The sequence below is a fragment of the Burkholderia gladioli genome (assembly GCF_000959725.1).
Taxonomy (GTDB): Bacteria; Pseudomonadota; Gammaproteobacteria; order Burkholderiales; family Burkholderiaceae; genus Burkholderia; species Burkholderia gladioli.
In genome coordinates this window covers 1,479,210-1,501,590 of the sequence record NZ_CP009323.1, presented here as the reverse complement: position 1 = coordinate 1,501,590, position 22,381 = coordinate 1,479,210, and the positions used below count along the sequence as shown (strand labels likewise).

Annotated in this window: 25 protein-coding genes; 19 read left to right on the top strand and 6 right to left on the bottom strand. The window is 68.9% G+C overall.

Going from position 1 to position 22,381, the window contains the following annotated elements; genetic code table 11:
* Positions 1–119 precede the first annotated feature (119 nt).
* The 10 genes from BM43_RS23685 (at position 120) to BM43_RS23640 (ending at position 8,669) form a co-directional block, all read left to right on the top strand.
* Complete coding sequence (locus tag BM43_RS23685; protein ID WP_036039201.1) at positions 120–389, top strand: DUF3761 domain-containing protein; 270 nt, start codon at positions 120–122, stop codon at positions 387–389.
* A gap of 216 nt (positions 390–605) precedes the next feature.
* Positions 606–1,220 (top strand): sigma-70 family RNA polymerase sigma factor, encoded by a 615-nt coding sequence (locus BM43_RS23680; protein WP_036039198.1) that lies wholly within the window; start codon positions 606–608, stop codon positions 1,218–1,220.
* Complete coding sequence (locus BM43_RS23675; RefSeq protein WP_036048760.1) at positions 1,217–1,951, top strand: anti-sigma factor; 735 nt, start codon at positions 1,217–1,219, stop codon at positions 1,949–1,951. The genes BM43_RS23680 and BM43_RS23675 overlap by 4 nt, the downstream gene beginning before the upstream one ends.
* Before the next feature lie 195 nt (positions 1,952–2,146).
* Positions 2,147–2,965, top strand: a complete 819-nt coding sequence (locus BM43_RS23670; RefSeq protein WP_036048762.1) for a DUF1295 domain-containing protein — start codon at positions 2,147–2,149, stop codon at positions 2,963–2,965.
* The gene (locus BM43_RS23665; protein ID WP_036048763.1) at positions 2,962–4,062 is read left to right on the top strand and encodes an SAM-dependent methyltransferase; all 1,101 of its coding nucleotides are present in this window, start codon (positions 2,962–2,964) and stop codon (positions 4,060–4,062) included. Before BM43_RS23670 ends, BM43_RS23665 begins: the two co-directional genes overlap by 4 nt.
* Positions 4,059–4,676 (top strand): lipocalin family protein, encoded by a 618-nt coding sequence (locus BM43_RS23660; RefSeq protein ID WP_013699784.1) that lies wholly within the window; start codon positions 4,059–4,061, stop codon positions 4,674–4,676. The genes BM43_RS23665 and BM43_RS23660 overlap by 4 nt, the downstream gene beginning before the upstream one ends.
* Positions 4,677–4,773: 97 nt before the next feature.
* On the top strand, positions 4,774–6,072 hold the full coding sequence (locus BM43_RS23655; RefSeq protein WP_017918374.1) for an NAD(P)/FAD-dependent oxidoreductase: 1,299 nt from the start codon (positions 4,774–4,776) through the stop codon (positions 6,070–6,072).
* Complete coding sequence (locus BM43_RS23650; protein ID WP_036048766.1) at positions 6,069–6,932, top strand: DUF1365 domain-containing protein; 864 nt, start codon at positions 6,069–6,071, stop codon at positions 6,930–6,932. Before BM43_RS23655 ends, BM43_RS23650 begins: the two co-directional genes overlap by 4 nt.
* Complete coding sequence (locus BM43_RS23645) at positions 6,929–8,143, top strand: SAM-dependent methyltransferase (protein WP_036048768.1); 1,215 nt, start codon at positions 6,929–6,931, stop codon at positions 8,141–8,143. The genes BM43_RS23650 and BM43_RS23645 overlap by 4 nt, the downstream gene beginning before the upstream one ends.
* Positions 8,136–8,669 (top strand): chalcone isomerase family protein, encoded by a 534-nt coding sequence (locus tag BM43_RS23640; protein WP_036052924.1) that lies wholly within the window; start codon positions 8,136–8,138, stop codon positions 8,667–8,669. The genes BM43_RS23645 and BM43_RS23640 overlap by 8 nt, the downstream gene beginning before the upstream one ends.
* A gap of 52 nt (positions 8,670–8,721) precedes the next feature.
* Here the strand turns inward: BM43_RS23640 and BM43_RS23635 are convergent, their stop codons facing one another.
* The 3 genes from BM43_RS23635 to BM43_RS23625 all read right to left on the bottom strand — a co-directional run bounded on the left by BM43_RS23635 (position 8,722) and on the right by BM43_RS23625 (position 11,683).
* A complete protein-coding gene (locus tag BM43_RS23635) occupies positions 8,722–9,540 on the bottom strand; it encodes an FkbM family methyltransferase (protein ID WP_036048770.1) in 819 nt (272 codons plus the stop codon).
* Between the two features lie 112 nt (positions 9,541–9,652).
* Positions 9,653–10,960, bottom strand: a complete 1,308-nt coding sequence (locus tag BM43_RS23630) for an ATP-binding protein (RefSeq protein ID WP_036048772.1) — start codon at positions 10,958–10,960, stop codon at positions 9,653–9,655.
* On the bottom strand, positions 10,961–11,683 hold the full coding sequence (locus BM43_RS23625; RefSeq protein ID WP_036048774.1) for a response regulator: 723 nt from the start codon (positions 11,681–11,683) through the stop codon (positions 10,961–10,963). It lies immediately after the preceding gene.
* A gap of 271 nt (positions 11,684–11,954) precedes the next feature.
* On the opposite strand from BM43_RS23625, the gene BM43_RS23620 reads away from it, so the two are divergent.
* The 4 genes from BM43_RS23620 (at position 11,955) to BM43_RS23605 (ending at position 14,345) form a co-directional block, all read left to right on the top strand.
* Positions 11,955–12,701, top strand: a complete 747-nt coding sequence (locus BM43_RS23620; RefSeq protein ID WP_036048776.1) for a MipA/OmpV family protein — start codon at positions 11,955–11,957, stop codon at positions 12,699–12,701.
* A 160-nt stretch (positions 12,702–12,861) separates the two neighbouring features.
* Positions 12,862–13,548 (top strand): hypothetical protein, encoded by a 687-nt coding sequence (locus tag BM43_RS23615; RefSeq protein WP_036048778.1) that lies wholly within the window; start codon positions 12,862–12,864, stop codon positions 13,546–13,548.
* On the top strand, positions 13,545–13,949 hold the full coding sequence (locus BM43_RS23610; RefSeq protein WP_036048780.1) for a DUF5615 family PIN-like protein: 405 nt from the start codon (positions 13,545–13,547) through the stop codon (positions 13,947–13,949). The genes BM43_RS23615 and BM43_RS23610 overlap by 4 nt, the downstream gene beginning before the upstream one ends.
* Before the next feature lie 108 nt (positions 13,950–14,057).
* Entirely contained in the window at positions 14,058–14,345 is a 288-nt protein-coding gene (locus BM43_RS23605) for a hypothetical protein (protein ID WP_036048782.1), read from the top strand.
* A gap of 12 nt (positions 14,346–14,357) precedes the next feature.
* On the opposite strand, the gene BM43_RS23600 is transcribed toward BM43_RS23605, so the two are convergent.
* Positions 14,358–15,293 (bottom strand): LysR family transcriptional regulator, encoded by a 936-nt coding sequence (locus BM43_RS23600; protein ID WP_036048783.1) that lies wholly within the window; start codon positions 15,291–15,293, stop codon positions 14,358–14,360.
* Positions 15,294–15,503: 210 nt separating this feature from the next.
* Here BM43_RS23600 and BM43_RS23595 point away from each other — a divergent pair, with 210 nt between their 5' ends.
* Positions 15,504–16,451 carry a cupin domain-containing protein gene (locus BM43_RS23595; RefSeq protein WP_013699775.1) on the top strand — a complete coding sequence of 316 codons (948 nt, stop codon included), beginning with the start codon at positions 15,504–15,506 and terminating at the stop codon, positions 16,449–16,451.
* A gap of 111 nt (positions 16,452–16,562) precedes the next feature.
* On the opposite strand, the gene BM43_RS23590 is transcribed toward BM43_RS23595, so the two are convergent.
* Positions 16,563–16,742, bottom strand: coding sequence for a hypothetical protein (locus tag BM43_RS23590; protein WP_036048785.1), 180 nt, complete (start codon positions 16,740–16,742; stop codon positions 16,563–16,565).
* 225 nt (positions 16,743–16,967) lie between these two features.
* On the opposite strand from BM43_RS23590, the gene BM43_RS23585 reads away from it, so the two are divergent.
* Complete coding sequence (locus BM43_RS23585; RefSeq protein WP_013699773.1) at positions 16,968–17,522, top strand: YaeQ family protein; 555 nt, start codon at positions 16,968–16,970, stop codon at positions 17,520–17,522.
* Positions 17,523–17,599: 77 nt separating this feature from the next.
* Here BM43_RS23585 and BM43_RS23580 read toward each other — a convergent pair whose 3' ends face one another.
* Positions 17,600–18,016: a VOC family protein gene (locus BM43_RS23580; RefSeq protein ID WP_036048786.1), complete on the bottom strand. Its 417-nt coding sequence runs from the start codon at positions 18,014–18,016 to the stop codon at positions 17,600–17,602.
* A 495-nt stretch (positions 18,017–18,511) separates the two neighbouring features.
* Here BM43_RS23580 and ada point away from each other — a divergent pair, with 495 nt between their 5' ends.
* From ada to gshA, 3 genes are all read left to right on the top strand, one after another.
* Complete coding sequence (gene ada / locus BM43_RS23575; RefSeq protein WP_162184494.1) at positions 18,512–19,600, top strand: bifunctional DNA-binding transcriptional regulator/O6-methylguanine-DNA methyltransferase Ada; 1,089 nt, start codon at positions 18,512–18,514, stop codon at positions 19,598–19,600.
* Positions 19,597–20,562, top strand: a complete 966-nt coding sequence (locus tag BM43_RS23570; protein WP_036048787.1) for a DNA-3-methyladenine glycosylase family protein — start codon at positions 19,597–19,599, stop codon at positions 20,560–20,562. The genes ada and BM43_RS23570 overlap by 4 nt, the downstream gene beginning before the upstream one ends.
* 184 nt (positions 20,563–20,746) lie before the next feature.
* Positions 20,747–22,360: a glutamate--cysteine ligase gene (gshA, locus tag BM43_RS23565; RefSeq protein WP_036048788.1), complete on the top strand. Its 1,614-nt coding sequence runs from the start codon at positions 20,747–20,749 to the stop codon at positions 22,358–22,360.
* Positions 22,361–22,381 lie beyond the last annotated feature (21 nt).

Genomic DNA, 22,381 nt, shown 5'->3' with positions numbered 1-22,381 from the left:
GTTATCTCTGTTTGAGGATCCGCGGGTTGAGGTTTTTGCAGAGAGAAATGAGAGGTGTGTCGCGGCCCACCCGACCCAGCACCAACCACCACCGGCCAAAGCCGCCGCGGGGGACCACGATGAAACGATTCCTGCTTGCCGCGCTGCTCGGCGTGCTTGTCGCGCCCGCCTTCGCCTACCAGCCCCAGCCGGCCCCGGACGAATCCCAGCTCCAGGAGCACGGCCACTACACGAACCGCGACGGCGAGCAGGTCCATTCACCCGCGCACTCACGCAACGGCGAAGTCCCGGCCGGCGCCACCGCACGCTGCCGCGACGGCACCTACAGCTTCAGCCGGCACCGCTCCGGCACCTGCTCGCGCCATGGCGGCGTGGCGCAGTGGCAGTAACCGTCGCGCTAGCAGCATCGCCCGCCCGCCCGATTTCCAATCGCCTGCATCCACCGCGGCGCCTGATCCGTATCGAGGAAGACCCAGGACAACGCCCGCCCGCCGACGATGGAATCTTCGCGACACCCGACGCTGAACGAATCGCTGTCATGGCGATGCGCGATGGTATATTGCGACAGACCATCCCGCCGGGGTGGCGCTCGCCCTTCCTTGCGAATGAAAGAACCGTCCGGTGACGCTACGCGCCCCGACCTGGCCGACCGCCCGAGCGCGGCGGCCGGACAGGCTCCGTCCTCTCCCGAACTCGACAAGCTGCTCGAACAGGTCGCGCAAGGCGACCAGGCCGCCTTCTCCGCGCTGTATCGCGCGGCGGCGCCGCGCGTGTTCGGCGTGATCCTGCGCATGGTCCGCGACAAGGGCGAGGCCGAGGACATCCTCCAGGACGCGTTCATGACGGCGTGGCGACGGGCCGACAGCTTCGATGCCACGCGCGGCGGCGCGCTGACCTGGCTCGTGACGCTCGCGCGCAACCGCGCCATCGACCGGATCCGGCAGCATCGCGAGGTGCCGCTCGGCGACGACGAACCCTGGGCGGACCTGGCCGACGAAGCGCCCACGCCGGCCGCCGATGCCGAGGCGAGCCAGGAGCGGGCGCGCCTGGAGCGCTGCCTGCAGCAGCTCGAGGCCATGCAGCGGGGCGTGGTGCGCGAGGCCTTCTACACCGGCGCGTCCTACAGCGAGCTGGCCGAGCGGCGGCAGGTGCCGCTCGGGACCATGAAAAGCTGGATCCGGCGCAGCCTGATCCAACTCAAGAGCTGCCTCGAGCGATGACCACGCCTCCCGAACTCGACCCCGACCTGCGCTGCGCGGAATACGTGCTCGGCGTGCTCGACGCCGACGAGCGCCGGGCGCTGGAAGCCAGCGTCGAGCGCGATCCGCGCCTGCGCGACACGCTGCTGCGCTGGGAACGGCGGCTCGCGCCGCTGGCCGAGGCGGTGCCGGCCGTGGCACCGCCCGCGCGCATCTGGCAGCGCATCCAGCGCGATCTCGGCTGGCTGGATGCGCCCTCGGCGCCGCGCGCCGCGCCGGCTCGCGTGGGCTGGTGGAACAACCTGGTGCTGTGGCGCTGGGTCGGGATCGGCGCCAGCGTTGCCGTGGTCGCGCTGCTCGCGGTGGACCTGGGCACGCTGGAGAAGCCGGCCACGCCGGTCGCCTCGGCGCCGTCCTACCTGGTCGCGACCATCGCCCGCGAGGACGGCACGGCGCACTGGACCGCCACCGTCGACCTGCAGCGCGCGCAGATGATCGTCACGCCGGCGGTCAAGCCGAGCATCGCCGCCGATCGCTCGACCGAGCTCTGGTTGATCGCTCCAGGCGCGAAGCCGGTCGCGCTCGGTGTGTTCCCGTCCGATGCGCCGGCCACCATGTCGCTGCCGCCGCAGATCGTGGCGCAGCTCAAGACCCAGGCGGTGCTCGCCGTCTCGGTGGAGCCGACGGGCGGCTCGCCCACCGGCCAGCCTACCGGCCCGGTGATCGCCACCGGTCAGGTTCATACCGCCTGAAGCCGCGCGGGGCGGCGCCGGCAGCCCGAGCCGCCGGCCCGCCTACCCTCAGCCGGCCTTTCCTCCAGCGCGCCCGCCCCCCGCCGCATCACGGCCCGATGCGGCTATCCGTGCATTCGTCACATTTCCTGCATCCGTTGCGCCCGCCGCTCCGTATCCGCTTCAAGCCGCCATGAAGCCTGCTCCGGAGCCTGCATGTCGTTTATCGCCGCTTTCGCCCTTGTCCTGCTTGCCCTGATCGCCGTCTTCACGGCGGCCTGGGCCGTTCAGCTGCGCACCCGCAATGCGGGGATGATCGACCCGGTCTGGGCGCTGTCGCTGGGCGGCGTCGCCGTGCTCGTCGCCGTCGTGGCGCCGGGCGATGCGCTCAACCGCCTGTTCGTCGCCGTCTGCGGCGGCGCGTGGGGAGGGCGGCTCGGCTGGCATCTCTGGCGCCGCAATCACGGCCAGCCGGAGGACTACCGCTATCGCGCGCTGCGCGAGCGCTGGGGCGCATCGGCGGCATGGCGGATGCTGGCCTTCTTCCTGCTCCAGGCGGTGGTGTCGATCCTGCTCGCGATCGCCTTCTTCGTGCCGGCTTATCAAGCCGATCCGCCTTCGCGGTTCGCGATGGCGATCGCGCTGGCGATCTGGATCGCCTCGGTGGCGGGCGAAGCCGCCGCCGACCGTCAACTGCGACGCTTCGTGGCCCGGCCCGATCGACGTGGCCAGGTGTGTGACGCCGGCTGGTGGCGCTACTCGCGCCATCCCAACTATTTCTTCGAATGCCTGCACTGGTGCGCCTATGCCGCCTGGGCGCTGGGACGGCCCTGGGGCTGGGCCACGCTGGCGCCGCCGCTGCTGATGGCCTGGCTGCTGCTCAAGGTGTCGGGCATTCCGCTGCTGGAAGAGCACCTGGTGCACAGCCGCGCCGGTTATCGCGAATACCGCCGCCGCACCAGCGCGCTGATCCCCTGGCCGCCGCGCCGGCCTTCCGCTCCATCTTCCACCGATCCAGGAGAGCCTCGACCATGAGCGCCGTCACCACCGACTCGTCCGCCGTCCCGCGCGCCGAAGCGCCGGACGGTTTCGCCCTGCGCTGCGCCGAGCGCGGCTGGCTGCCCGACGCGGCGATCCGGCTCGGCATGCGCGCGCTGCTGCGCCAGCGCCTGCGCGACGAGCACGCCGGCGACAGCGCCCGCCAGGCGGAAGCCTTCGAGGCCATGCTGGCCGAGCTGCGCGCCAGCCCGATCGCGATCGAGACGCAGGCGGCCAACGCGCAGCACTACGAGCTGCCGGGCGCCTTCTTCGCGGCGCATCTGGGGCCGTGCCTGAAGTACTCGTGCTGCCATTACCCGACGGGCAGCGAAACGCTCGCCGAAGCCGAGCAGGCGATGCTCGCGCTCTATGCCGAGCGCGCCGGCCTGGCCGACGGCCAGCGCATCCTCGACCTCGGCTGCGGCTGGGGTTCGCTCTCGCTGTGGCTGGCTCGGCGTTATCCGCGCGCCCAGATCGTCGGCCTGTCCAATTCGCATGGGCAGCGCGCCTTCATCGAGCAGCGCGCGGCCGAGTTGGGACTGACGAACCTGCGGATCGTGACCGGCAACGTGGTCGACCACGAATTCGACGCCGGCACCGAGCGCTTCGACCGTGTGCTGTCGATCGAGATGTTCGAGCACATGAAGCACTACGGCCTGCTGCTGGCGAAGATCGCCGGCTGGCTGCGCGACGACGGCCGGTTGTTCGTGCACCTGTTCGCGCATCGCTCGCTCGCCTATCACTTCACCGTTCGCGACGGCAGCGACTGGATGTCCCGTTATTTCTTCACGGGCGGCACCATGCCTTCGGCCAACCTGCTGCTGCGCTTCCAGGACGATCTGCGCGTGACGCGCCAATGGTGGCTGGACGGCACGCATTACGCGCGCACCGCCGAGCACTGGCTGAGCTCGCTCGACGCCGCGCACGAGCGCGTCATGCCGGTGCTGGTGGAGGCCTACGGCGCGCAGGCGCCCGTCTGGTTCCAGCGCTGGCGGATGTTCTACATGGCGGTGGCCGAGCTGTTCGGCTATCGCGCCGGGCAGGAATGGGGCGTCGCGCATTACCTGTTCGACAAGCGGACGGCACGATCATGAGGCCCGCACGCTCGACGTGGCGCGCCGTCGTGCTGCGCGGCCTGCTGCTGGCGGCGGTGCTCGGCCTGGGCGGATGCTCGGGCGGCCCGCCGAACCCGAACCCGCGCGCGGCGCAGCCGCTGGTCACGGTGCCGGTCGACCTGCCGCGCTACATGGGACGCTGGTACGTGATCGCCAACATTCCCTACTTCGCCGAGCGCGATGTCGTCGCCAGCCGCGCCGAGTGGACGCTGCGGCAGGACGGCCGGATCGACGACGTGTTCGTCGGCCGGCGCGGCGGTTTCGACAAGCCGGAAAGCCGCTACCAGTTCCTCGACACGGTGGTGCCCGGCAGCGGCGGCGGCGCGTGGCGGGTGCGGCTGTTCTGGCCGATCCACGTCTCCCAGCTGACGCTCTACGTCGATCCCGACTACCGCTACACGCTGATCGGCTATCCCGGCAAGTCGCTCGGCTGGATCTTCTCGCGCGAGCCGGAGATGGACGAGGCCACCTATCGCTCCCTGCTCGCGCGCTTCGATGCGATGGGCTACGACACCAGCCGCTTCCGCCGCGTGCCGCAACTGCCTGCCCAGCTCGGCCAGCCCGGCTTTGCCTCGCCGCCGGCGGATAAATAGGACGCGAGATGGCGCCGCTCCGCATCCGTCGCGGCGCCTGATCCGTATCAACGGGAAACCGCCGAACGCGCCTCAATCCAACCGGAGCCCGACGTCCATGTCCCATCCCGTTCCCGCCATGCCGCCGGGCCGCCGCATCGCCGTGATCGGCGCCGGGATCGCCGGCCTGGCCAGCGCCTACCTGCTGGCGCGCCAGCATCGGGTGACGCTGTTCGAGGCCGCCGACTACCTGGGCGGCCATGCTCATACCGTGGATGTCGAACTCGACGGCGAGCGGCATCCCGTCGATACCGGCTTCCTGGTGTTCAACGATCGCACCTACCCGAATCTCGTCGCCCTGTTCGACGAGCTCGGCGTGCGCGCCCATGGCAGCGACATGTCCTTCTCGGTGTCGGTGGACGAAGGCCGGCTCGAATGGGCGGGCACCAACCTCAACACCGTGTTCGCGCAGCGGCGCAACCTGTTCTCGCCAAGCTTCCTCGGCATGCTGCGCGACATCCTGCGCTTCAACGCCTCGGCCGAGCGTCATCTCGAGTCCGCCCAGCGGCAGCGCTTCTCGGTCGGCGAGCTGCTGGCCGACGGCGGCTACGGCGCGCCGTTCCGTCAGCACTACCTGCTGCCGATGGCGGCCGCGATCTGGTCGAGCGCGGCCAGCGACGTCCTGCGCTTTCCCGCCGCCACCTTCCTGCGCTTCTGCCTGAACCACGCCCTGCTCCAGGTCAATCACCGGCCGCCCTGGAAAACCGTGGCGGGCGGCTCCCGCCAGTACGTCGAGCGCATCGCGGCGACGCTGCCCGACGTGCGCCTGAACGCGCGCGTGCGGGTGGTGCGGCGTCATCGCGGCGGGGCCACCGTCTGGACCGACGGGGCGGGCGCCGAGCATTTCGACGCCGTGGTGCTGGCCTGCCACGCGCCGACCAGCCTGCGCCTGCTGGCCGACGCCAGCGACGAGGAACGCGCGGTGCTGGGCGCGATCCGCTACCAGCGCAACCTCGCGCTGCTGCACACCGATCCCGCGCTGCTGCCGCGCCGGCGTCGCGTCTGGTCGGCCTGGAACTACCTGAGCCGTCGCCAGGGCGAGGACGCGCAGCCGGTGTGCGTCAGCTACCTGCTCAACCAACTGCAGCCGCTGCCGTTCCACACGCCGGTGGTGGTGACGCTCAATCCGGTGGCGGAACCGGCACCGCATACGCTGCTCGGCCGCTACCACTACGAACATCCGCTGCTCGATCTGGCCGCCGTCGATGCCCAGCAGCGCCTGCCCGAGCTGCAGGGGCGGCGCGGCACCTGGTTCGCGGGCGCCTGGGCGGGCTACGGCTTTCACGAGGACGGGCTCAGGTCGGCGCTGCGCGTGGCAAGCGATTTCGGCGTCGCGCCGGCCTGGGCGCGGCCATGAAACCGGCCATGAAGCCGGCCGACGACAGCCTGCGGCTGCTGGTCGGGCAGGTGACGCACGAACGCCTGCGGCCCGCGCATCACGCGTTTCGCTACCGGTTGCTGCAGGTGGCCTGCCGTCTCGACCGCTTCGCGCGCCCTTCGTCGTTCTGGTTCGGCATCGATCGCTGGCGCCCGCTCGGCCTGGCCGCGCGCGACTACGGCCCCTGCGACGGCAGCCCGCTCGAACCGTGGATGCGCGCGCGCCTGGCCGAGGCCGGCATCCCGGCCGACGGGGAGATCTGGCTCCAGACGATGCCGCGCCTGTTCGGTTATGCCTTCAATCCGGTGAGCTTCTGGTACTGCCACGATCGCGAGGGACGCCTGCGCGCGCTGTACGCGGATGTGCGCAACACCTTCGGCGCGCGGCACGGCTACCTGCTCAGCGCGCCGGCGCATGCGCCGATCGACGGCGAGACGGTGCTCGACTGCCGCAAGACCTTCCACGTCTCGCCGTTCTGCACGGTGAGCGGCGGCTATCGCTTTCGCGTGCTGCGCGACCGGGACCGCTGGACCGTCGCGATCGATCATCACGACGAGGCGGGCCTGCTGCTGCGCACCGCGATCGCGATGCGCGAACGGCGCGAGCCCGGCGCGTGGTGGCGCTTCGCGCGCCGGCCATTCGACATGATCGGCACGCTCTGGCGCATCCATTGGCAGGCGCTGCAACTGGCACGCAAGCGCGTGCCCTTCCACGGCAGCCGGCCGCCGCAGCCGCAGTCGCCCGAGCCGGCGGCATCCGATCCTTCCGTATTCGATTCTTCCGTATCCGGCCACCACCGCGCGTCGCCGGCGAATTCCCGTCACGAGGCCCGTCCATGAACCTGCTGCATGTCCGCTCCCATTCCGAAACCGCGCAACCGCTCAGCGCGAAATGGTTCCTCGCGCTGCTGCGCCGGATGCGGCATGGCCATCTCACCCTGGTCACGCCGGAAGGCGCGCAACTGGTGTTCGGCGATCCGCACCAGGCGCCCGCCGCGACCCTGCAGATCCACGACTGGCGCGCCTGCCGCCGGATCCTGCGCAGCGGCGACATCGGCCTGGCCGACGCCTATCGCGCCGGATGGGTCGAGGTGCCCGACCTGGTGGCCCTGGTCCGGCTCGCGCTGCGCAACCAGGATGCCGTCGCGCCGACCATCGACGGCGGGCGGCTCGCGCGCCTCTGGTACGCGCTGCGTCATCGGCTGCGCGCGAACTCGCGCGCCGGCAGCCGCCGCAATATCCACGCGCACTACGACATCGGCAATGCCTTCTATGCGCAGTGGCTCGATCCGAGCTGGACCTATTCCAGCGCCTGCTTCGACGGCGATCCGGCCCGCTCGCTGGAGGCTGCCCAGGCCGCCAAGTACCAGCGCATCGTCGATACGCTCGGCCTTCGCGCCGGGATGCGCGTGCTGGAGATCGGCTGCGGCTGGGGCGGTTTCGCCGAACATGCGGCCCGGCTCGGCATCCGCGTCGACGCGCTGACGATCTCGCAGGAGCAGTACACGTTCGCGGTGCAGCGGATGGCCCGCAACGGGCTCGCCGACCACGCGCACGTGCACTTGTGCGATTACCGCGACGCGGTCGGGCAATACGATGCGATCGTCTCGATCGAGATGTTCGAGGCGGTTGGGCAGGCTTTCTGGCCCGGCTATTTCGCCACGCTGCAGCGCTGCCTGAAGCCGGGCGCGCGGGCGCTGGTCCAGTCGATCACGATCGACGACGCGCGTTTCGACGCCTATCGCGCCTCCAGCGACTTCATTCGCGAGACGATCTTTCCGGGCGGCATGCTGCCCAGCCCCGAGCGTTTCGTGGCGGCCGCGCGCGACGCCGCGCTCGCCGCGACGCCGGTGTTCGCCTTCGGCCAGGATTACGCGCGCACGCTGCACGTCTGGCGGGACGCCTTCGAGGCGCGTCTGGACGCGATTCGCGAGCAGGGCTTCGACGAGCTGTTTATCCGCACCTGGCGTCTCTATCTGAGTTATTGCGAAGCCGCCTTCCTCGAAGCGCGCACGGACGTGGTCCACTTCCTGGTTGCGCGCGATGCCTAGCGTCGCGTGGGCCTGGCGCGGATGGTGCCTCGCGGCGCTGTTGCTCGCGCGCGGCGCGCAGGCGGGCTGCGTCGACGAACTGGCTCAGGCGCGGCTGATCGGTGCGGGGGATTTCTGCGTGCTCGGCATCTGCCTCTATGACGCGCGCCTCTATGCGAGTCGGGCGCCGGTCGACTTGGATGCGCCGTTCGCGCTGGAGCTGAGCTACCGCCGGCATTTCTCGCGCAAGCAACTGGTCGGCGCCGGCATGCACGAACTCGACCGGCTGGCCGGCGGCGCGCTGACGGACGAGGTGCGCAGCGCCTGGCAGGCGGACATGGTGCGTGCATTCGATGATGTCGTGCCCGGCGATAGTCTCTGTGGTGTCTATCTGCCCGGCCAGGGCGCGCGTTTCTATCGCAACGGCCAGCCTGGTGTGGCGGTGGACGACCCGGTGTTCGCGAAAGCCTTCTTCTCGATCTGGCTGGACCCGCGAACCCGAGCGACGGCGTTGCGCCGGAAGCTGCTCGGTGACGTCGCCCCGTGATTTCGCGCGCCGACTCCGCGCGCGTCCTGAGCCGGCTCCTTCCAGCGCCGGCTCAAACGACCGGCTTCTGCGAGAACACGAACATCGGGCTCGTGTGGTGGTGCAGCTCGCCGGGTTCGGCATCGACATCGGCGAAGTCGAGCTGGTAGTCGGTCTTGCGCAGGAACACGCGATGGCCGTGAGGATGCGTCTGTTGCAGGTGCTCGCGGAAGCCATGGCGCAGGTCGCCATACAGCTCGGCGATGATGGTATGAGGCGGGCGATGGGCCAGCGTTTCCCGGGCGCCCATCAGCGCGTCCACTTCCGCGCCCTCGATGTCGAGCTTCCAGACATCGAAGCTGCCGTGCTCGGCACGCAGCGCGTCGATCGTGGTGGTCGCCACGGAAAGCGTCTGGTGCGTGTCGCCGAAGATCGAGGGGAACAGGGCAAGCACCTCGTCCTTCAGGCTCGAGCCCTGGTTATGGGTCAACGACACGGTGATCGTCGCCTGGCCTTGCGCGGCCGAGATCGCCTGCTCGATCGGCACCACGCGATCCGTCGCCAGGCTCGCGAGCCGCGCATACAGTTCCGGGATCGGCTCGGCCGCGATCACGCGGCGCGCGCCGGCCTCGAGCATCTCGAGTGCCGTGACGCCGATGTTCGCGCCGGCATCGAGCACCTGGTCGCCCGCGCGGACGAAGCGGCGGAACAGCGCCCGGTCGACGTCGCCTTGCGGATAGCGGATATCCAGCAGCAGCGATGCGGCGTAGTGGCGTTCATGCCGATTCGACAGGTCGACGGTGATCGGAATCGACCCGATCTCGAAGCTCGCCTTGCCGTGTTCCCGGATGAGGGATTCGATTTCCGTGTACAGCAGCTCTCGCGTCAGCATGGCGCTTTTCCGTGCATGTTGGAGGGAAAGCGAATTATGCCCGACGGCAATTGCGGGTCGAGTGGAATGTGGCGGCGTCCGGCAGCATGCCGGCGAAGCTCGACGGCACGCCCTATCGCCCTCCCGCCGGGAGCTGTCCCGGCAGCGTGATCACGAAGCGCGCCCCGCCCAGCGGCGAATCCTCGAGCCGCACCTCCCCGCCATGCGCCAGCGCGATGCGCTGCACGATCGCCAGCCCCAGCCCGAAGCCGCCGGTGCGCCGGTCGCGACTCGCGTCGAGGCGCTGGAACGGCTCGAACACGCACGCGCGGTCGACCACCGGAATGCCGGGCCCGTCGTCGTCGACGCTCAGCACCAGCGCGCCGGCGGCGTCGCCGGTCGCCGCCAGCAGGACCATCCTGTCGGCATAACGCGCGCCGTTGCGGATCAGGTTCAGCAGCGCCCGCGCGACCAGCTTCGGATCGCAGGTGTGGCTGGCCGGCGCGCCGCGCGTCGACACGTCGAGTTCGATCCCGCGATCGGCGACGTCGAAGGCCACGCTGCCGGCGACGCTGCCGATCAGCGCGTCGACCGCCACCTCCATCGCGGCGAGCTGACTCGCGCCCTGCTCGAGCCGGCCGATCGTCAGTAGCTCGGTGACGAGCTCGTCGAGCTCGCGCACGTCGTGCCGCAGCGCCTCGCGGCGCTCACGCATGCGCTGCGTCTCATCCGGCGCGGCCAGCAGCTCGAGCCCGAATTCGAGCCGCGCCAGCGGCGTCTTCAGCTCGTGCGAGATGGCCTGCATCATCTCGCGCTGCTGCTTGATCGAGGCCTCGATGCGCTCGGCCATGTCGTTGAATTGCCGCGACAGCTCGTAGATGTTCGACTTGCGCGGCAGCAGCACGCGCGTGGACAGCCGCCCCGCGCCGAACGCGCGCGCGGCGGCCTGCAGCCGGCGCAGGTCGCGCCAGTGGAAGTGGATCCACGACATCACCGCCAGCAGCGTGGCGAAGGCGAGCAGCAGGTAGGCGTAGATGCGGATGTCGAGATCGAAGGTTTCGGCGGGATGCGAATGGAGCACGCTGCCGTCGGCCAGCGGCATGTAGTAATCCTTGCTGTCGTAGCCGATCGCGATCCGGCCGGCTTCGAGATCGCGCAGCGGCGTGCCGCGCAGCCGCGAGCGCGCCTCCTGCATCGTCAGGAAGCCGAAGCCTTCCTTGCCGTGCCGCGCCAGCTCCCGCAGCGCGAGCTGGCGCTGGGCGCCGGGATGGCGTTCCAGGTAGTCGTTGAGCACGAAGGCGTAGGTGCTCAGCGATTCGCGCTCGGCATCGGCGACGCGCTGGTAGAAGAAGATGCGGTCGAACGAGAGCTGAATGAGCGTGATCGACAGCGCGACGCAGACGATCACGATGAGGTAGAGCTTGATCAGCGGGCGCAGCATTCACTCGTCCCAGGCGGAAGGGCTGAACAGGTAGCCGCGGCCCCAGATCGTCTTGATCCGGTGCGGCTCGGCGGATACGGCATCCTCGAAGCGGCGGCGCAGCTTCGAGATGCCGGAATCGACCGAGCGGTCGAGGCCGTCGAACTCGATGCCGCGCAACTGCCTGAGGATGTCGTCGCGACTCAGCACGGTGCCGGCCGCGCGGGCCAGCACCAGCAGCAGGTTGAACTCGGCGGTCTTCAGCTCGACCGGCTCGCCGCGCCAGGTGACACTGCGATTGGGCGGCGAGATCCTCAGTTCTCCGAACACCAGCAGCTCGGGCGCGGCCGGCGCCGCGCCGGCGGGCTGGGCCCGGCGCAGCAGCGCGCGGGCGCGCGCCACCAGCACGCGCGGCTCGATCGGCTTGGTCACGTAGTCGTCGGCGCCCATCTCCAGGCCGGCGACCTGGTCGTAGACGTCGGTGCGCGCGGTCAGGATCAGCACCGGCATGTCGGCGAAGGCGCGAATGCGGCGGCAGACTTCCATGCCGTCCAGGTTGGGCAGCATCAGGTCGAGTATCACCAGCGCCGGCTGGTGCTCGCGCACTGCCGCCACGGCCAGGTCGCCGCGGCGAACCACCGTCACCACGAATTCATAGCCGTCGAGATATTCGCTCACCAGCTGGGCGAGGCGGTCGTCGTCCTCGATCAGCAGCACGCGATGCTTGAGTGGTTCGTCTGTCATGGTCATCCCGGAATGCCCGCGGCCTGCCCGGCATGGCGGCGGCAAGAAGGCGGCAGGAGCGCGGCAGGCCGATTCTATCCGCGTCAGTCGCGGCAAAAGCCGCGAAAGCACAATCGCGGACACTTGAACACAATTGATCACAGAATCCCCGCAGATTCGGGACAGTCTCGGCGCACGGCGGCTCCTAGACTGCGCTCTCCCTCACCTCGATCGAACCATCGTGCGCCTCCCACTTCGCCGCCTCGGCCAGCTCAGCCGCCTTCGTCGCTATGTGCCGCTCGCCGGCCTGGCCCTCGCCACCGCCGCCCATGCGGACAACGACTACACGGTCTCGCTCGGCGCCGCCGTCGCGCCGCGTTATCCGGGCAGCAAGCAGTACCGGGCCGTACCGGCGCCGTCGTTCGCGGCGAAGTTCGGCAATGGTTTTTTCATCGACAGCAGCAATGGCGCCGGTTATCGGCTCGACCTGCCGCATGGCGTGTTCGTCTCGGCGGCCGTCAACTACGATCCGGGCCGCGACGACGAGAACCGCGTCGATCTGCCGGGCTCGGATTACCTGAAGGGAATGGGCCGGATCCCCGGCTCGGTGCTGGTGGGCGTGCGCGCGGGGGTGACGCTGTTCGGCGACGCGGAGCTGAGCGTCGCGCTCGATACGCCGGTGACGCATACCTCGCACGGCGTGTCGGGGCATCTGGACCTCGCGGTGCCGCTGCTGAAGACTGCACACCACACGATCATGGTGACCAGCAGCGTGCATGCCGGCACGGGGCGTTATGGGCAGACCTTTTATGGCGTCACCGATGCCCAGGCCGCGGCGAGCCGCTTCCGGCCTTATTCGGTCGGCGGCGGAATCGACAGCGCATCGGCGACGGTCGCCTGGAACTGGAGCGTGTCGCAGCACTGGTCGGTGCTGGCGACGGGCGGGGTGACTCGCCTGCTCGGGCGCTTCGGCGACAGCCCGATCGTGCAGGCCAGGAGCAATTATTTCGGCATGGCGGGGGTGAGTTATCGGTTTTGAGTTGGCACGGGATATCGCGTCCGCGACACGGTGGCGCTGGGCGGGTAAATGGTGGCCTTATCGAGCGGACTTGTCGAAAGTTGTCAGCGGGATTCTGTAGAATCGAGTGGTTTTCGAGCACGCGAAGTGTTCGACCGGTCAACTTTCCAGGGAGGTGCGAATGAAGCTGACGGGCGTCGGTCTCTACACCTACCCTGAAGCCGCCTTGCTCACGCAAATTCCGCTCCGTGAGTTGCGCCGCTGGCTGGCTGGTTATTCCTATCGCGATCCGCGCAAGGAGCTGCCTGTCGAGGTTCCACCGCTGTGGGCTACGGAATTCGATCAGCAGATGGACGGGATCGGCTTTCACGACTTGCTGGAAGTTCGGTTCGTGCGGGCGTTTCGACAACACGGCGTCAGTCTGCAGACGATCCGCGTCGCCAGCCAACGTGCCCGCGAACTGTTCGCCACTGACTATCCCTTCACCTCCCGGCAGTTTCGCACCGACGGCCGCACGATATTCGCCTCGGCGATGGAGGAAACCGGCGAAACCGAGTTGCTCGACCTGGTGCGCAAGCAATACGCTTTTCGGCGGATCATCGAGCCCTCGCTGTACAGCGGCATCGAGTTCGGCGCGGACCAGGTGGCGGCTCGCTGGTATCCCACGCCTCGCAGCAAGGCAGTCGTGCTCGACCCGGCGATTGCGTTCGGAAAACCCGTCGTGACCGATGGGGCCGTGAGGACATCGATCCTGCACGATGCCTTCATCGCCGAGGGCGATCGGCACATGGTGGCGAGGCTCTACGAGGTTCCGGTGGCATCGGTGGACGCGGCCATCGCGTTCGAAGAAAGCCTGATCGCCGCATGAACTTCTTTGTCGACAACAACTTGCCGCCTGCCCTGGCCAGAGCGCTGCATGCCTTGTCGGAAAACTCAGGGCATCGCGTCGTGCATTTGAAGGACCTGTTTCCGCCGAATACGCCCGATTCGGACTGGATCGCCGCGCTGGCAAGGGAAGGCGGGTGGTCGGTGGTCACCCACGACAAGCTGAACAAGGGGCTGGAGCGCGAAGCCCTGCGTCGTGCCGGCTTGATCGTGTTCTTCCTCGACCGAGGATGGTCGAGCCACAAATTCTGGGACAAGGCGTACTCCCTTGTGCGCTGGTGGCCGCGCATCGTCGAGCAAGCCGAAGGCATGGCCGGTGGCGCCGCTTTCAAGGTGCCCTACGCGTTCGCTGGCAAGGGACGGTTCGGGCAGGTGATCCTCTAGCCCGTACAGTTTCTCGTTTCGCATCCCCGAAATCCGCTTCGCCATCTCCCGATATGCCCGCCGTGGGAATGCTACGGTGACCCTTCACCTTTTCACCGGGAAACGAGCATGTCGCCACGTTCACGGTTTTCGCTCGCCTGCTGCGCCTTGGCCTTCACCGGGGTGATCGCCGCGATGCCGGCCGCGGCCCAATCGCGTCTTGACGGCGCTCGCCCCGACGCGTCGCGCTACCTGCGCGTCAACGACCACGACGACTACCTGCGCGCCCAGCGCCACTACCAGGACGAGCTGCGCAACCAGCGCCTGCTCTACGAGCATCAGCGCGAACAGCGGATCCGCGACGAACGCGTGCGCCAGGAGCGCGCTTACGAGCAGCACCAGCCTGCTGGTTATTGATTCGCCACGTCGTCAGCTTTCCCAGTCGACCAGCCGCGCATATCGATCGGCATAAAAATCGATGAACGCGCGCACCTTCGACGACACCGTCTTCTTCGGCGGATAAACCGCCCAGATCGCCGACGCGGTTCGCGCCGTCTGCACGTCCCAATCGGCCAGCAGATGCACCAGCCGGCCGTCGCGCAAGGCATGGCCCAGCGCCCAGACCGGCAGCAGGGCGATGCCGCAGCCGGCGATCGCGAGCTGCCGCAGCGCGTCGGTATCGTCGGCGCGCAGTCGGCCGCGCAGTTGCACCGGGATCGACTCGTCGACCTGCTCTTCGCCGCGCGGCGCGCGTGCCGCGAACCACCAGCGATCGTCCGGCATCAGCGGGAAGCGCAGCACCTCGTGCCCGGCGAGCGCCGCCGGCGAGTCCGGCGCGCCGTGCTGTTCCAGGTAGCCCGGGCTCGCGCAGACGATGCGTCGATGCATGGCCAGCCGCCGCGCGATCAGCTGCGAATCGGGCAGCACGCCGATCCGGATCGCGAGGTCGATGCCGTTGTCGATCAGGTTGACGGTCTCGTCGCTGAGCACCGCGTCGATATCGATGCCGGGATAGCGCGCGGTGAATTCGGGCAGGTGCGGGATCACGTGGCGCAGGCCGAAGGCGCGCGGCATGGTCACGCGCAGCAGCCCGCGCGGCGAGGCGTTCAAGGAGGACGTCGCCTCGCGCGCCTCGTCGAGCGCGGCCAGCACGGCCTGCGCATGCTCGCGAAACACGCGGCCGCCTTCGGTCAGCACCAGCCCGCGCGTGGAGCGGTTGAACAGCGCGATGCCGAGGTCGCGCTCGAGCTCGCTCACGTAGCGCGATACGGTCGAGGTCTTCACGGCGATGCGGTCGGCGGCCTTGCTGAAGCTGCCCGATTCGGCGGCATGCAGGAAGGCGCGGATCGCGGAGAAATAGTCCATGGCGGATGACGGGCCGCGTCGGCTGGCGCGCGCCTGGTTGGGGTCGCATGCAGTGTAGGGCAAAGCCAGGGACCGGGTTGTCCCTTTTGCGCAAAGCTCATTTCCCGGCGGCGCGGTTCCGTCCCGGCCGGGCGCGCCTCTATAGTCGCTCCAACGTCGACGGCCGTGATCCTGCGCGCCGGACGCTTCCCGCCATGAAGGAGCCGCATCATGCTCGACAAGACCCCCGCCCCCACGCTGCAACTCGACGACGAACGCGCGATGCGCGACGCCGAGTATTTCGAATACACCTCGTCGGCGAACCCGATCGGCGCGAAGCTGATTTCGCGCGTGCCGTATCGCAGCTTCCCCGCCTCGCTCTACGACAGCGGCCCGACGCGCATCGTGCCGCTGGATCTGTCGGCCGAACTCGGCTGCGACTACCCGGCGACGGGTCCGGACCTGATGGCGAACTTCGTGCGCATCGTCGCGGGCGAGCAACTCAGCGTCGACCCGAACGCGACCTCGCTGGTGTTCTACGTGCTCGAGGGCGCCGGCTCGGTGGCGCAGCGCGACAGCGCGTTCCGCTTCGCGCAGGGCGATTTCTTCTCGCTGCCCGGCGGCGCGCCGGCAACGCTGAGCGCCGATTCCACCGCGCGCCTGTACTACGTGAACGACGCGCCGCTGCTCGACTATCTCGGCACGCGCGTCGCGAACCCGCGCTTCGAGCCGACGCTGTACCCGGCCGCGCGCGCGAAGGAGGAACTGGACAAGGTGGCGTCGGCACCGGGCGCCGCGCTGCGCAACCGCGTGAGCGTGTTGCTCGGCAACCGCCATTTCCCGCAGACGCGCACGGTCACGCATTCGATGTGGGCGATGTTCGGCGTGATCGCGGCCAACAGCGTGCAGAAGCCGCATCGCCACCAGTCGATCGCGCTCGACTTCATCCCCGCCTGTCGCCCGGGCGTGTACACGCTGGTGGGCACCGAGCTGGACGAGGCCGGCAACATCGTCGATCCGGTGCGCGTCGACTGGACGCCGGGCATGGCTTTCGTCACGCCGCCGGGCTACTGGCATGCGCACTTCAACGAGTCGAACGACGTGGCCTATGTGATTCCGCTGCAGGACGCGGGCTTGCAGACCTACCTGCGCGCGCTCGATATCCGCTTCGCGCGCTGAACGAAGCGCGCCGGGCGCCAGGGCATCGTGCCTTGGCGCCCGGCGGCGGCGAGAGAAGAAGGGAGGAAGCGACGCGTGTTGCTGTTTAGCGGCTGTGCCGTTGGCGCGGGATCAATGCCCGCGTCGCCAATGTTTCCAGGGATGGCGCCAGTCGATATGGCCGGCATGCACGGGCCGCATCTCGCGCGGATGGCGCCGGCGATGTTCCTGCCATAGCTCGTCGGAGAACAGGGCCGCGACGATCACGAGCGGCAGCACCAGAAAAATGCCCAGGATCACTTGCTCGACCACGATGGCCTCCGTGCGGCTGGCGGGCGGGACGGCACCCTTGCTTTCATTCTAGGCATTGCGCGCGGCGGGCGTTTTGGATTTTCTTGTATGACCAGGCGATCTTCATAGCGTCCCGTCCAGGCTGATGCCGCACCGTTTTTGAAACGGGGCCACGGCGAGGGCCTCGCGCATTCGGTATCATCCACGCCCCGACCGAACTTTTCGCCGCACGCGGCAAGACCCCCGATGGCGCTCAAATCGACGATCTACAAGGCCGAACTGCAAATTGCCGACATGGATCGGCATTACTACGGCGATCATTCGCTGACGGTGGCCCGCCACCCGTCCGAAACGGACGAGCGGATGATGGTGCGCATCGTCGCCTTCGCGCTGTTCGCGCACGAACGGCTGGAGTTCTGCAAGGGGCTGTCCGATACCGACGAGCCCGACCTCTGGCTCAAGGACCTGACCGGCGCGATCGAGGCCTGGATCGACATCGGCCAGCCCGACGAGCGCCGCATCGCCAAGGCCAGCGGTCGCTCGGGCGAGGTGGACGTGATCGCCTACGGTGGCCGCACCTCGGACATCTGGTGGCAGGGCGTGCGCGGCAAGGTCGAGCGGCTGCGCAACGTGCGCGTGCTGTCGCTGCTGGAGGGCACGGCCGAGGCGCTCGGCGCGCTGGCCGAACGCACCATGCGCCTGCAATGCACGATCCAGGACGGCACGGTGTGGATCTCGAGCGCGACGCACGATCCGATCGCGGTCGAATGGACCGTGCTCAAGCCGCGCGGCGAGGGCTGACGCGCGATTCGGGGCCGGGTTCTTCGCGCCTCGCTTTGCTTCCGGCTCGCGTCGGTGCTTCAAGAGCCTCGCCTCGTTCAGCCGGCCGTGGCGCGCGGCGGTCCTTTCAGCTCCACCATGTTGCCTTCCGGGTCGAACAGATAGATCGACTGCCCGTAGCCGTCCGCGCCATAGCGCTCGGCGGGCTCGCCCGGCCGGGCGCCATGCGCCGCGAGATGCGCGCGCAGCGCCTCGGCGTCGAAGGGCTCGACGCGCAGGCACAGATGATCCATGTTGCGGCCGGCGCCGGGCACGCCGCTGTCCGCGCGGTCGATCGGCGCGTTCTCGATCAGCAGGTCGATCAGCGAATGGCCGGCGCGCAACTGCACCAGCCCGAGATCGGGCTGTTCCTTCTCGATATGGCAGCCGATCACCTCGCAGTAGAAGCGCGCCATCGCCTTCATGTCGGCCACGCGCAGCACCACGTGGTCGATGCCGAGTATCGGGGGTTTCATCGTGGGGAATCTCCTGTCGAATGACTCGTCGAGTCTAGACGATCGCCGGGAAGGGCGTGACAGACAGGGGAAGCGGGGCTGCGGGCGTGGCCAGACGCGGGCAGAATCGTCGAAGCGATGGCTCGCCTGGATGGCGTCGCTAAGAAATTCAGGACGAAAAAAAGCCCGCTCAAGGGGAGCGGGCTTAATCCATATCAGGAGGAGACATGGAGGAGACAGGTCCAACTATACACAGCGGGATGGTGCGGCGCAATAATCCAACTGCAAAAAATCGTCAGAGAGTCGTTCTGTCGCACCCTTTTGGCCCGATCGCGCGCTGCGGCAAAGGCTGGCGGATTTGGGTGTAGTTTTCGCTTAATTGCGGATGCGGGGATGCGGCCTCCCCAGGGCGATGGCGCCCCCTTTAGTTCACCCGAATATCAGAGCAAGATTCCGGCAGGCAGCGGGTGGCTCGCCACGTAGAGTTGAACCCGTTCTCACTGTCACTGCGAGGCGATCATGCCCACCCCGTACTCGACCGACGAAGCCCGCTGGGAAGCCCTCGTCGCGCGCGACGCCGATGCCGACGGCGCTTTTTTCTATGCCGTGAAGACCACCGGCGTGTTCTGCCGCCCGACCTGCGCCTCGCGCATGCCGCGCCGCGAGAACGTCAGTTTCTTCGACGATCCGGCCGCCGCGCGTGCCGCCGGCTTTCGCGCCTGCAAGCGCTGCCAGCCCGAGCGCGAGCCGCGCGAGGTCGAGATCGTGCGGCGCGCCTGCGCGGTGCTCGACGCGAGCGATCGCGCCACGCTGGCCGAGTTGAGCGCGGCCGTGCATGTCAGCCCTTTCCACCTGCAGCGTCTGTTCAAGCGCGTGGTCGGCGTGTCGCCGCGCCAGTACCAGGCCGCGCGCCGCGGTGCTGCCTTGCGCGATGCGCTGGAAGGCGGCGCGCCGGTCACGCGAGCGGCCGTCGATGCCGGTTATCAGTCCTCGTCGCGCGTCTACGAGGCCGTGCCGCGCGAGCTCGGGATGGCGCCCTCGGCATTCCGGCGCAAGGGCGCGGGGCTGCGCATCGAGTACGCGACCGCGTCGACGCCGCTGGGCCAGGTGCTGGTCGCCGCGACCGAGCGCGGCATCTGCAAGATTGCGTTTGGCGATGCTGTAGCGTCGCTCGTCGCCGACCTGGGCGATACCTTCGCGAATGCCGAATGCGTGGCCGCGCCCGAGCGGCTCGCGCCCTTCCTCGCCGAGATCGATGCCTATCTGCGCGGTTCGAGCGAACGCATCGCCTTGCCGCTCGACATCAGCGCGACGGCGTTCCAGCAACGCGTGTGGGAAGCCCTGCAGAAGATCCCCTACGGCGAGACGCGCAGCTACGCGCAGATCGCCGAGGCGGTCGGTTCGCCGCGCGCGGTGCGTGCCGTCGCCAGCGCCTGTGCCTCGAATCCCGTGGCGCTGGCGATCCCCTGCCATCGCGTGATCCACAAGGACGGCACGGCGACGGGCTATCGCTGGGGCACGGCGCGCAAGCTCGCGCTGCTCGCGGCCGAGGCGCGGCACGCGGCGGGCGAGCCGGCCGCGCTGTCGCTCGACGACGCTGCATGAGCGAGGTGCTGGCAAGCACGGCCAGCGCGCCGGACGAAGCGGCGCGCGTCGAGATCGACCTGCCGTTGCGCCCGCCCTACGACTGGCCGCGCCTGCTGCGCTTCTTGGCCGGCCGCGCGATTCCCGGCGTCGAAACCGTCAGCGACGGCGCCTACCTGCGCGCCATCGAATATCGCGGTGCGCATGGCGTGCTGACGGTGCGGCGTCATGCGCGTCGCCGCTGCCTGGTCGCGACCGTCGAGGGCGCGGTCGCGCAACGGGCCGACGCGGCGCTGGTCGCGCGGCTCTCCACCATGTTCGACTGCGGCGCCGAGCCCTCGGCGATCGCCCGGGACCTGTCGCGCGATCCCTGGCTCGCGCCGCTGTTGGCCGCGGCGCCGGGCCTGCGCGTGCCGGGCGCCTGGTCGGCCTTCGAGCTGGCCTTGCGCGCGATCGTCGGCCAGCAGGTCAGCGTCAAGGCCGCCACCACCATCATCGGACGATTGGTCCAGCGCGCCGGCGAGCCGCTCGCGGCGCCCCCGCATCCCGCTGTCGGCTGGTGGTTTCCCGAACCGGCCGCGCTGGCGGCCTGTGATCTGACCGGGATCGGCATGCCGGGCAAGCGGATTGCCGCGCTGCAAGGTGTGGCGGCGGCGGTGGCCGCGGGCGAGGTGCCGGTCGACGCGGTGGACGCGGCCGGCGTGCCGCTCGACCTGGCCGCGCTGCGGCAGGCCTGGCTGGCGCTGCCGGGGATCGGCCCGTGGACCGTCGAATACATCGCGATGCGCGCCTGGCGCGACGCCGACGCCTGGCCGGCTTCGGACCTGGTGCTGATGCAGTCGATCGCCGCGCGCGACCCCGCGCTCGAGCGTCTGTCGAGCCAGCGCGCGCGCAGCGACGCATGGCGCCCGTGGCGCGCCTATGCGGCGATGCATCTGTGGAATGAAATCGCCGACCGGGCCGGCGGCGCGCGCGGCGGCTGAGGGTTGTCGACGGGCGTGGAGCCGGGCGCTGGTGCATCGCGCAAAGCCCCGCCCAGACTGGCTTTGACGCGATTCCGGGGCGGCTCAAGCGAGCCTTACGGCGAGATGTTAAAGTGCCCGCTACCGTCAATCCCGGCGGGCGGTGTGCGTGGCAGCAAACCGCCATGCCTGCTTCCTGGCATCCATGTCGAACAAGATGATTTCCAGCCACACCGACTTGCTGCAGCAACGCCTCGACGTGCTGGCCTCCGGGCCCTCGCGCGAGCGTCTGGTTGACGGCCTGCGCGGCATCGAAAAGGAAAGCCTGCGCGTGACGCGCGACGGCATGATCGCGATGACGCCGCATCCGCGCGCGCTGGGTTCCGCGCTCACCCATCCCTCGCTGACCACCGATTATTCCGAGGCGCTGATCGAGCTGATCACGCCGGCCGAGCGCGATGTCGCGCTCACGCTCGAGCGGCTCGACGCGCTGCATCGGGAGGTGTATGCCGCGCTCGGCGAGGAGATGCTGTGGAACGAGTCGATGCCCGGCAAGCTGCCGGCCGACGACGAGATCCCGATCGCCGATTACGGCAGCTCGAACATCGGCCGCCTGAAGACCATCTACCGGCGCGGCCTGGCCTATCGCTACGGCCGCACCATGCAGTGCATCGCCGGGATCCACTACAACTACTCGCTGCACGAGGACATCTGGCTGCGCCTGCGCGAGCACGCGCAATCGGCGGCTAGCGAGGTCGATTTCCAGTCCGAACGGTATCTCGCGCAGATCCGCAATTTCCGTCGCACCAGCTGGCTGCTGATGTATCTGTTCGGTGCTTCGCCGGCGCTCGACAAGGCCTTCCTGCGCGGGCGCGACAGCACGCTGGAGAGCTTCGACGCCACCACGCTGTATCGGCCTTACGCGACCAGCCTGCGCATGAGCGATCTCGGGTATTCGAACACCACGGCGCAGGCTGCGTTGGTGGCGGACTACAACTCGCTGGATGCCTACCTCGATGCGCTGTCGAAGGCGGTCAGCGAGCCTTATCCGGCCTACGAGGCGATCGGCACGCATCGCGACGGCGAGTGGATCCAGCTCAATACCAACGTGCTGCAGATCGAGAACGAGTTCTACTCGACGATCCGCCCGAAGCGCGTGACCTATTCCGGCGAGCGGCCGTTGCATGCGCTGGCCTCGCGCGGCGTGCAGTACATCGAGGTGCGCTGCCTCGATATCGATCCGTTCGAGCCGACGGGGATCGCGCTGGACACGGCGCGCTTCATGGATGCGTATCTGCTTGTGTGTGCGCTGGATGACAGCGCGAAGCTCGAATGCGATGCGTATCGCGAAGCCAATGCGAACTTCGGCCGCGTGACGATGGAAGGGCGCAAGCCGGGGCTGGAACTGGTGCGCGACGGCGCGGTGGTCTCGATGCGCGACTGGGCCGAGGAAGTGTTCGTGAAGATCGAGGCGGCGGCGCGCGTGCTTGATGAGATTCGTGGTGATGATGTGCATGCGCGCGCGGTGGCGGCGCAGCGCGTCAAGCTCGATGATCCGGAGTCGACGCCTTCGGCGCGGGTGCTGCGCGAGATGCGGGAGCGGGGGGAGTCGTTTCTGGACTTCGCGCGGCGGCAGAGCGAGGCGCATGCGGCTTACTTCCGTGCGCGGCCGCTTGAGGCGGGGGCGGCGGATGAGGCGAAGCGGCTCGCGGAGAAGTCGCTGGCCGAGCAGGCGGAACTCGAAGGCAAGGATGGTGGGTCCTTCGATGCGTTCGTGGCGGCTTATCGGGCTTATACGTTGAATCGGTTCAGCGTGTGAGGTCCGGGCAGGGCTGCGATT

Bases quoted from the DNA above. Each gene is read 5' to 3' on its own strand.
- BM43_RS23685 (WP_036039201.1), top strand. From the start codon at position 120: ATGAAACGATTCCTGCTTGCCGCGCTGCTCGGCGTGCTTGTCGCGCCC.
- BM43_RS23680 (WP_036039198.1), top strand. From the start codon at position 606: ATGAAAGAACCGTCCGGTGACGCTACGCGCCCCGACCTGGCCGACCGC.
- BM43_RS23675 (WP_036048760.1), top strand. From the start codon at position 1,217: ATGACCACGCCTCCCGAACTCGACCCCGACCTGCGCTGCGCGGAATAC.
- BM43_RS23670 (WP_036048762.1), top strand. From the start codon at position 2,147: ATGTCGTTTATCGCCGCTTTCGCCCTTGTCCTGCTTGCCCTGATCGCC.
- BM43_RS23665 (WP_036048763.1), top strand. From the start codon at position 2,962: ATGAGCGCCGTCACCACCGACTCGTCCGCCGTCCCGCGCGCCGAAGCG.
- BM43_RS23660 (WP_013699784.1), top strand. From the start codon at position 4,059: ATGAGGCCCGCACGCTCGACGTGGCGCGCCGTCGTGCTGCGCGGCCTG.
- BM43_RS23655 (WP_017918374.1), top strand. From the start codon at position 4,774: ATGTCCCATCCCGTTCCCGCCATGCCGCCGGGCCGCCGCATCGCCGTG.
- BM43_RS23650 (WP_036048766.1), top strand. From the start codon at position 6,069: ATGAAACCGGCCATGAAGCCGGCCGACGACAGCCTGCGGCTGCTGGTC.
- BM43_RS23645 (WP_036048768.1), top strand. From the start codon at position 6,929: ATGAACCTGCTGCATGTCCGCTCCCATTCCGAAACCGCGCAACCGCTC.
- BM43_RS23640 (WP_036052924.1), top strand. From the start codon at position 8,136: ATGCCTAGCGTCGCGTGGGCCTGGCGCGGATGGTGCCTCGCGGCGCTG.
- BM43_RS23635 (WP_036048770.1), bottom strand. From the start codon at position 9,540: ATGCTGACGCGAGAGCTGCTGTACACGGAAATCGAATCCCTCATCCGG.
- BM43_RS23630 (WP_036048772.1), bottom strand. From the start codon at position 10,960: ATGCTGCGCCCGCTGATCAAGCTCTACCTCATCGTGATCGTCTGCGTC.
- BM43_RS23625 (WP_036048774.1), bottom strand. From the start codon at position 11,683: ATGACAGACGAACCACTCAAGCATCGCGTGCTGCTGATCGAGGACGAC.
- BM43_RS23615 (WP_036048778.1), top strand. From the start codon at position 12,862: ATGAAGCTGACGGGCGTCGGTCTCTACACCTACCCTGAAGCCGCCTTG.
- BM43_RS23610 (WP_036048780.1), top strand. From the start codon at position 13,545: ATGAACTTCTTTGTCGACAACAACTTGCCGCCTGCCCTGGCCAGAGCG.
- BM43_RS23605 (WP_036048782.1), top strand. From the start codon at position 14,058: ATGTCGCCACGTTCACGGTTTTCGCTCGCCTGCTGCGCCTTGGCCTTC.
- BM43_RS23600 (WP_036048783.1), bottom strand. From the start codon at position 15,293: ATGGACTATTTCTCCGCGATCCGCGCCTTCCTGCATGCCGCCGAATCG.
- BM43_RS23595 (WP_013699775.1), top strand. From the start codon at position 15,504: ATGCTCGACAAGACCCCCGCCCCCACGCTGCAACTCGACGACGAACGC.
- BM43_RS23585 (WP_013699773.1), top strand. From the start codon at position 16,968: ATGGCGCTCAAATCGACGATCTACAAGGCCGAACTGCAAATTGCCGAC.
- BM43_RS23580 (WP_036048786.1), bottom strand. From the start codon at position 18,016: ATGAAACCCCCGATACTCGGCATCGACCACGTGGTGCTGCGCGTGGCC.
- BM43_RS23570 (WP_036048787.1), top strand. From the start codon at position 19,597: ATGAGCGAGGTGCTGGCAAGCACGGCCAGCGCGCCGGACGAAGCGGCG.
- gshA (WP_036048788.1), top strand. From the start codon at position 20,747: ATGTCGAACAAGATGATTTCCAGCCACACCGACTTGCTGCAGCAACGC.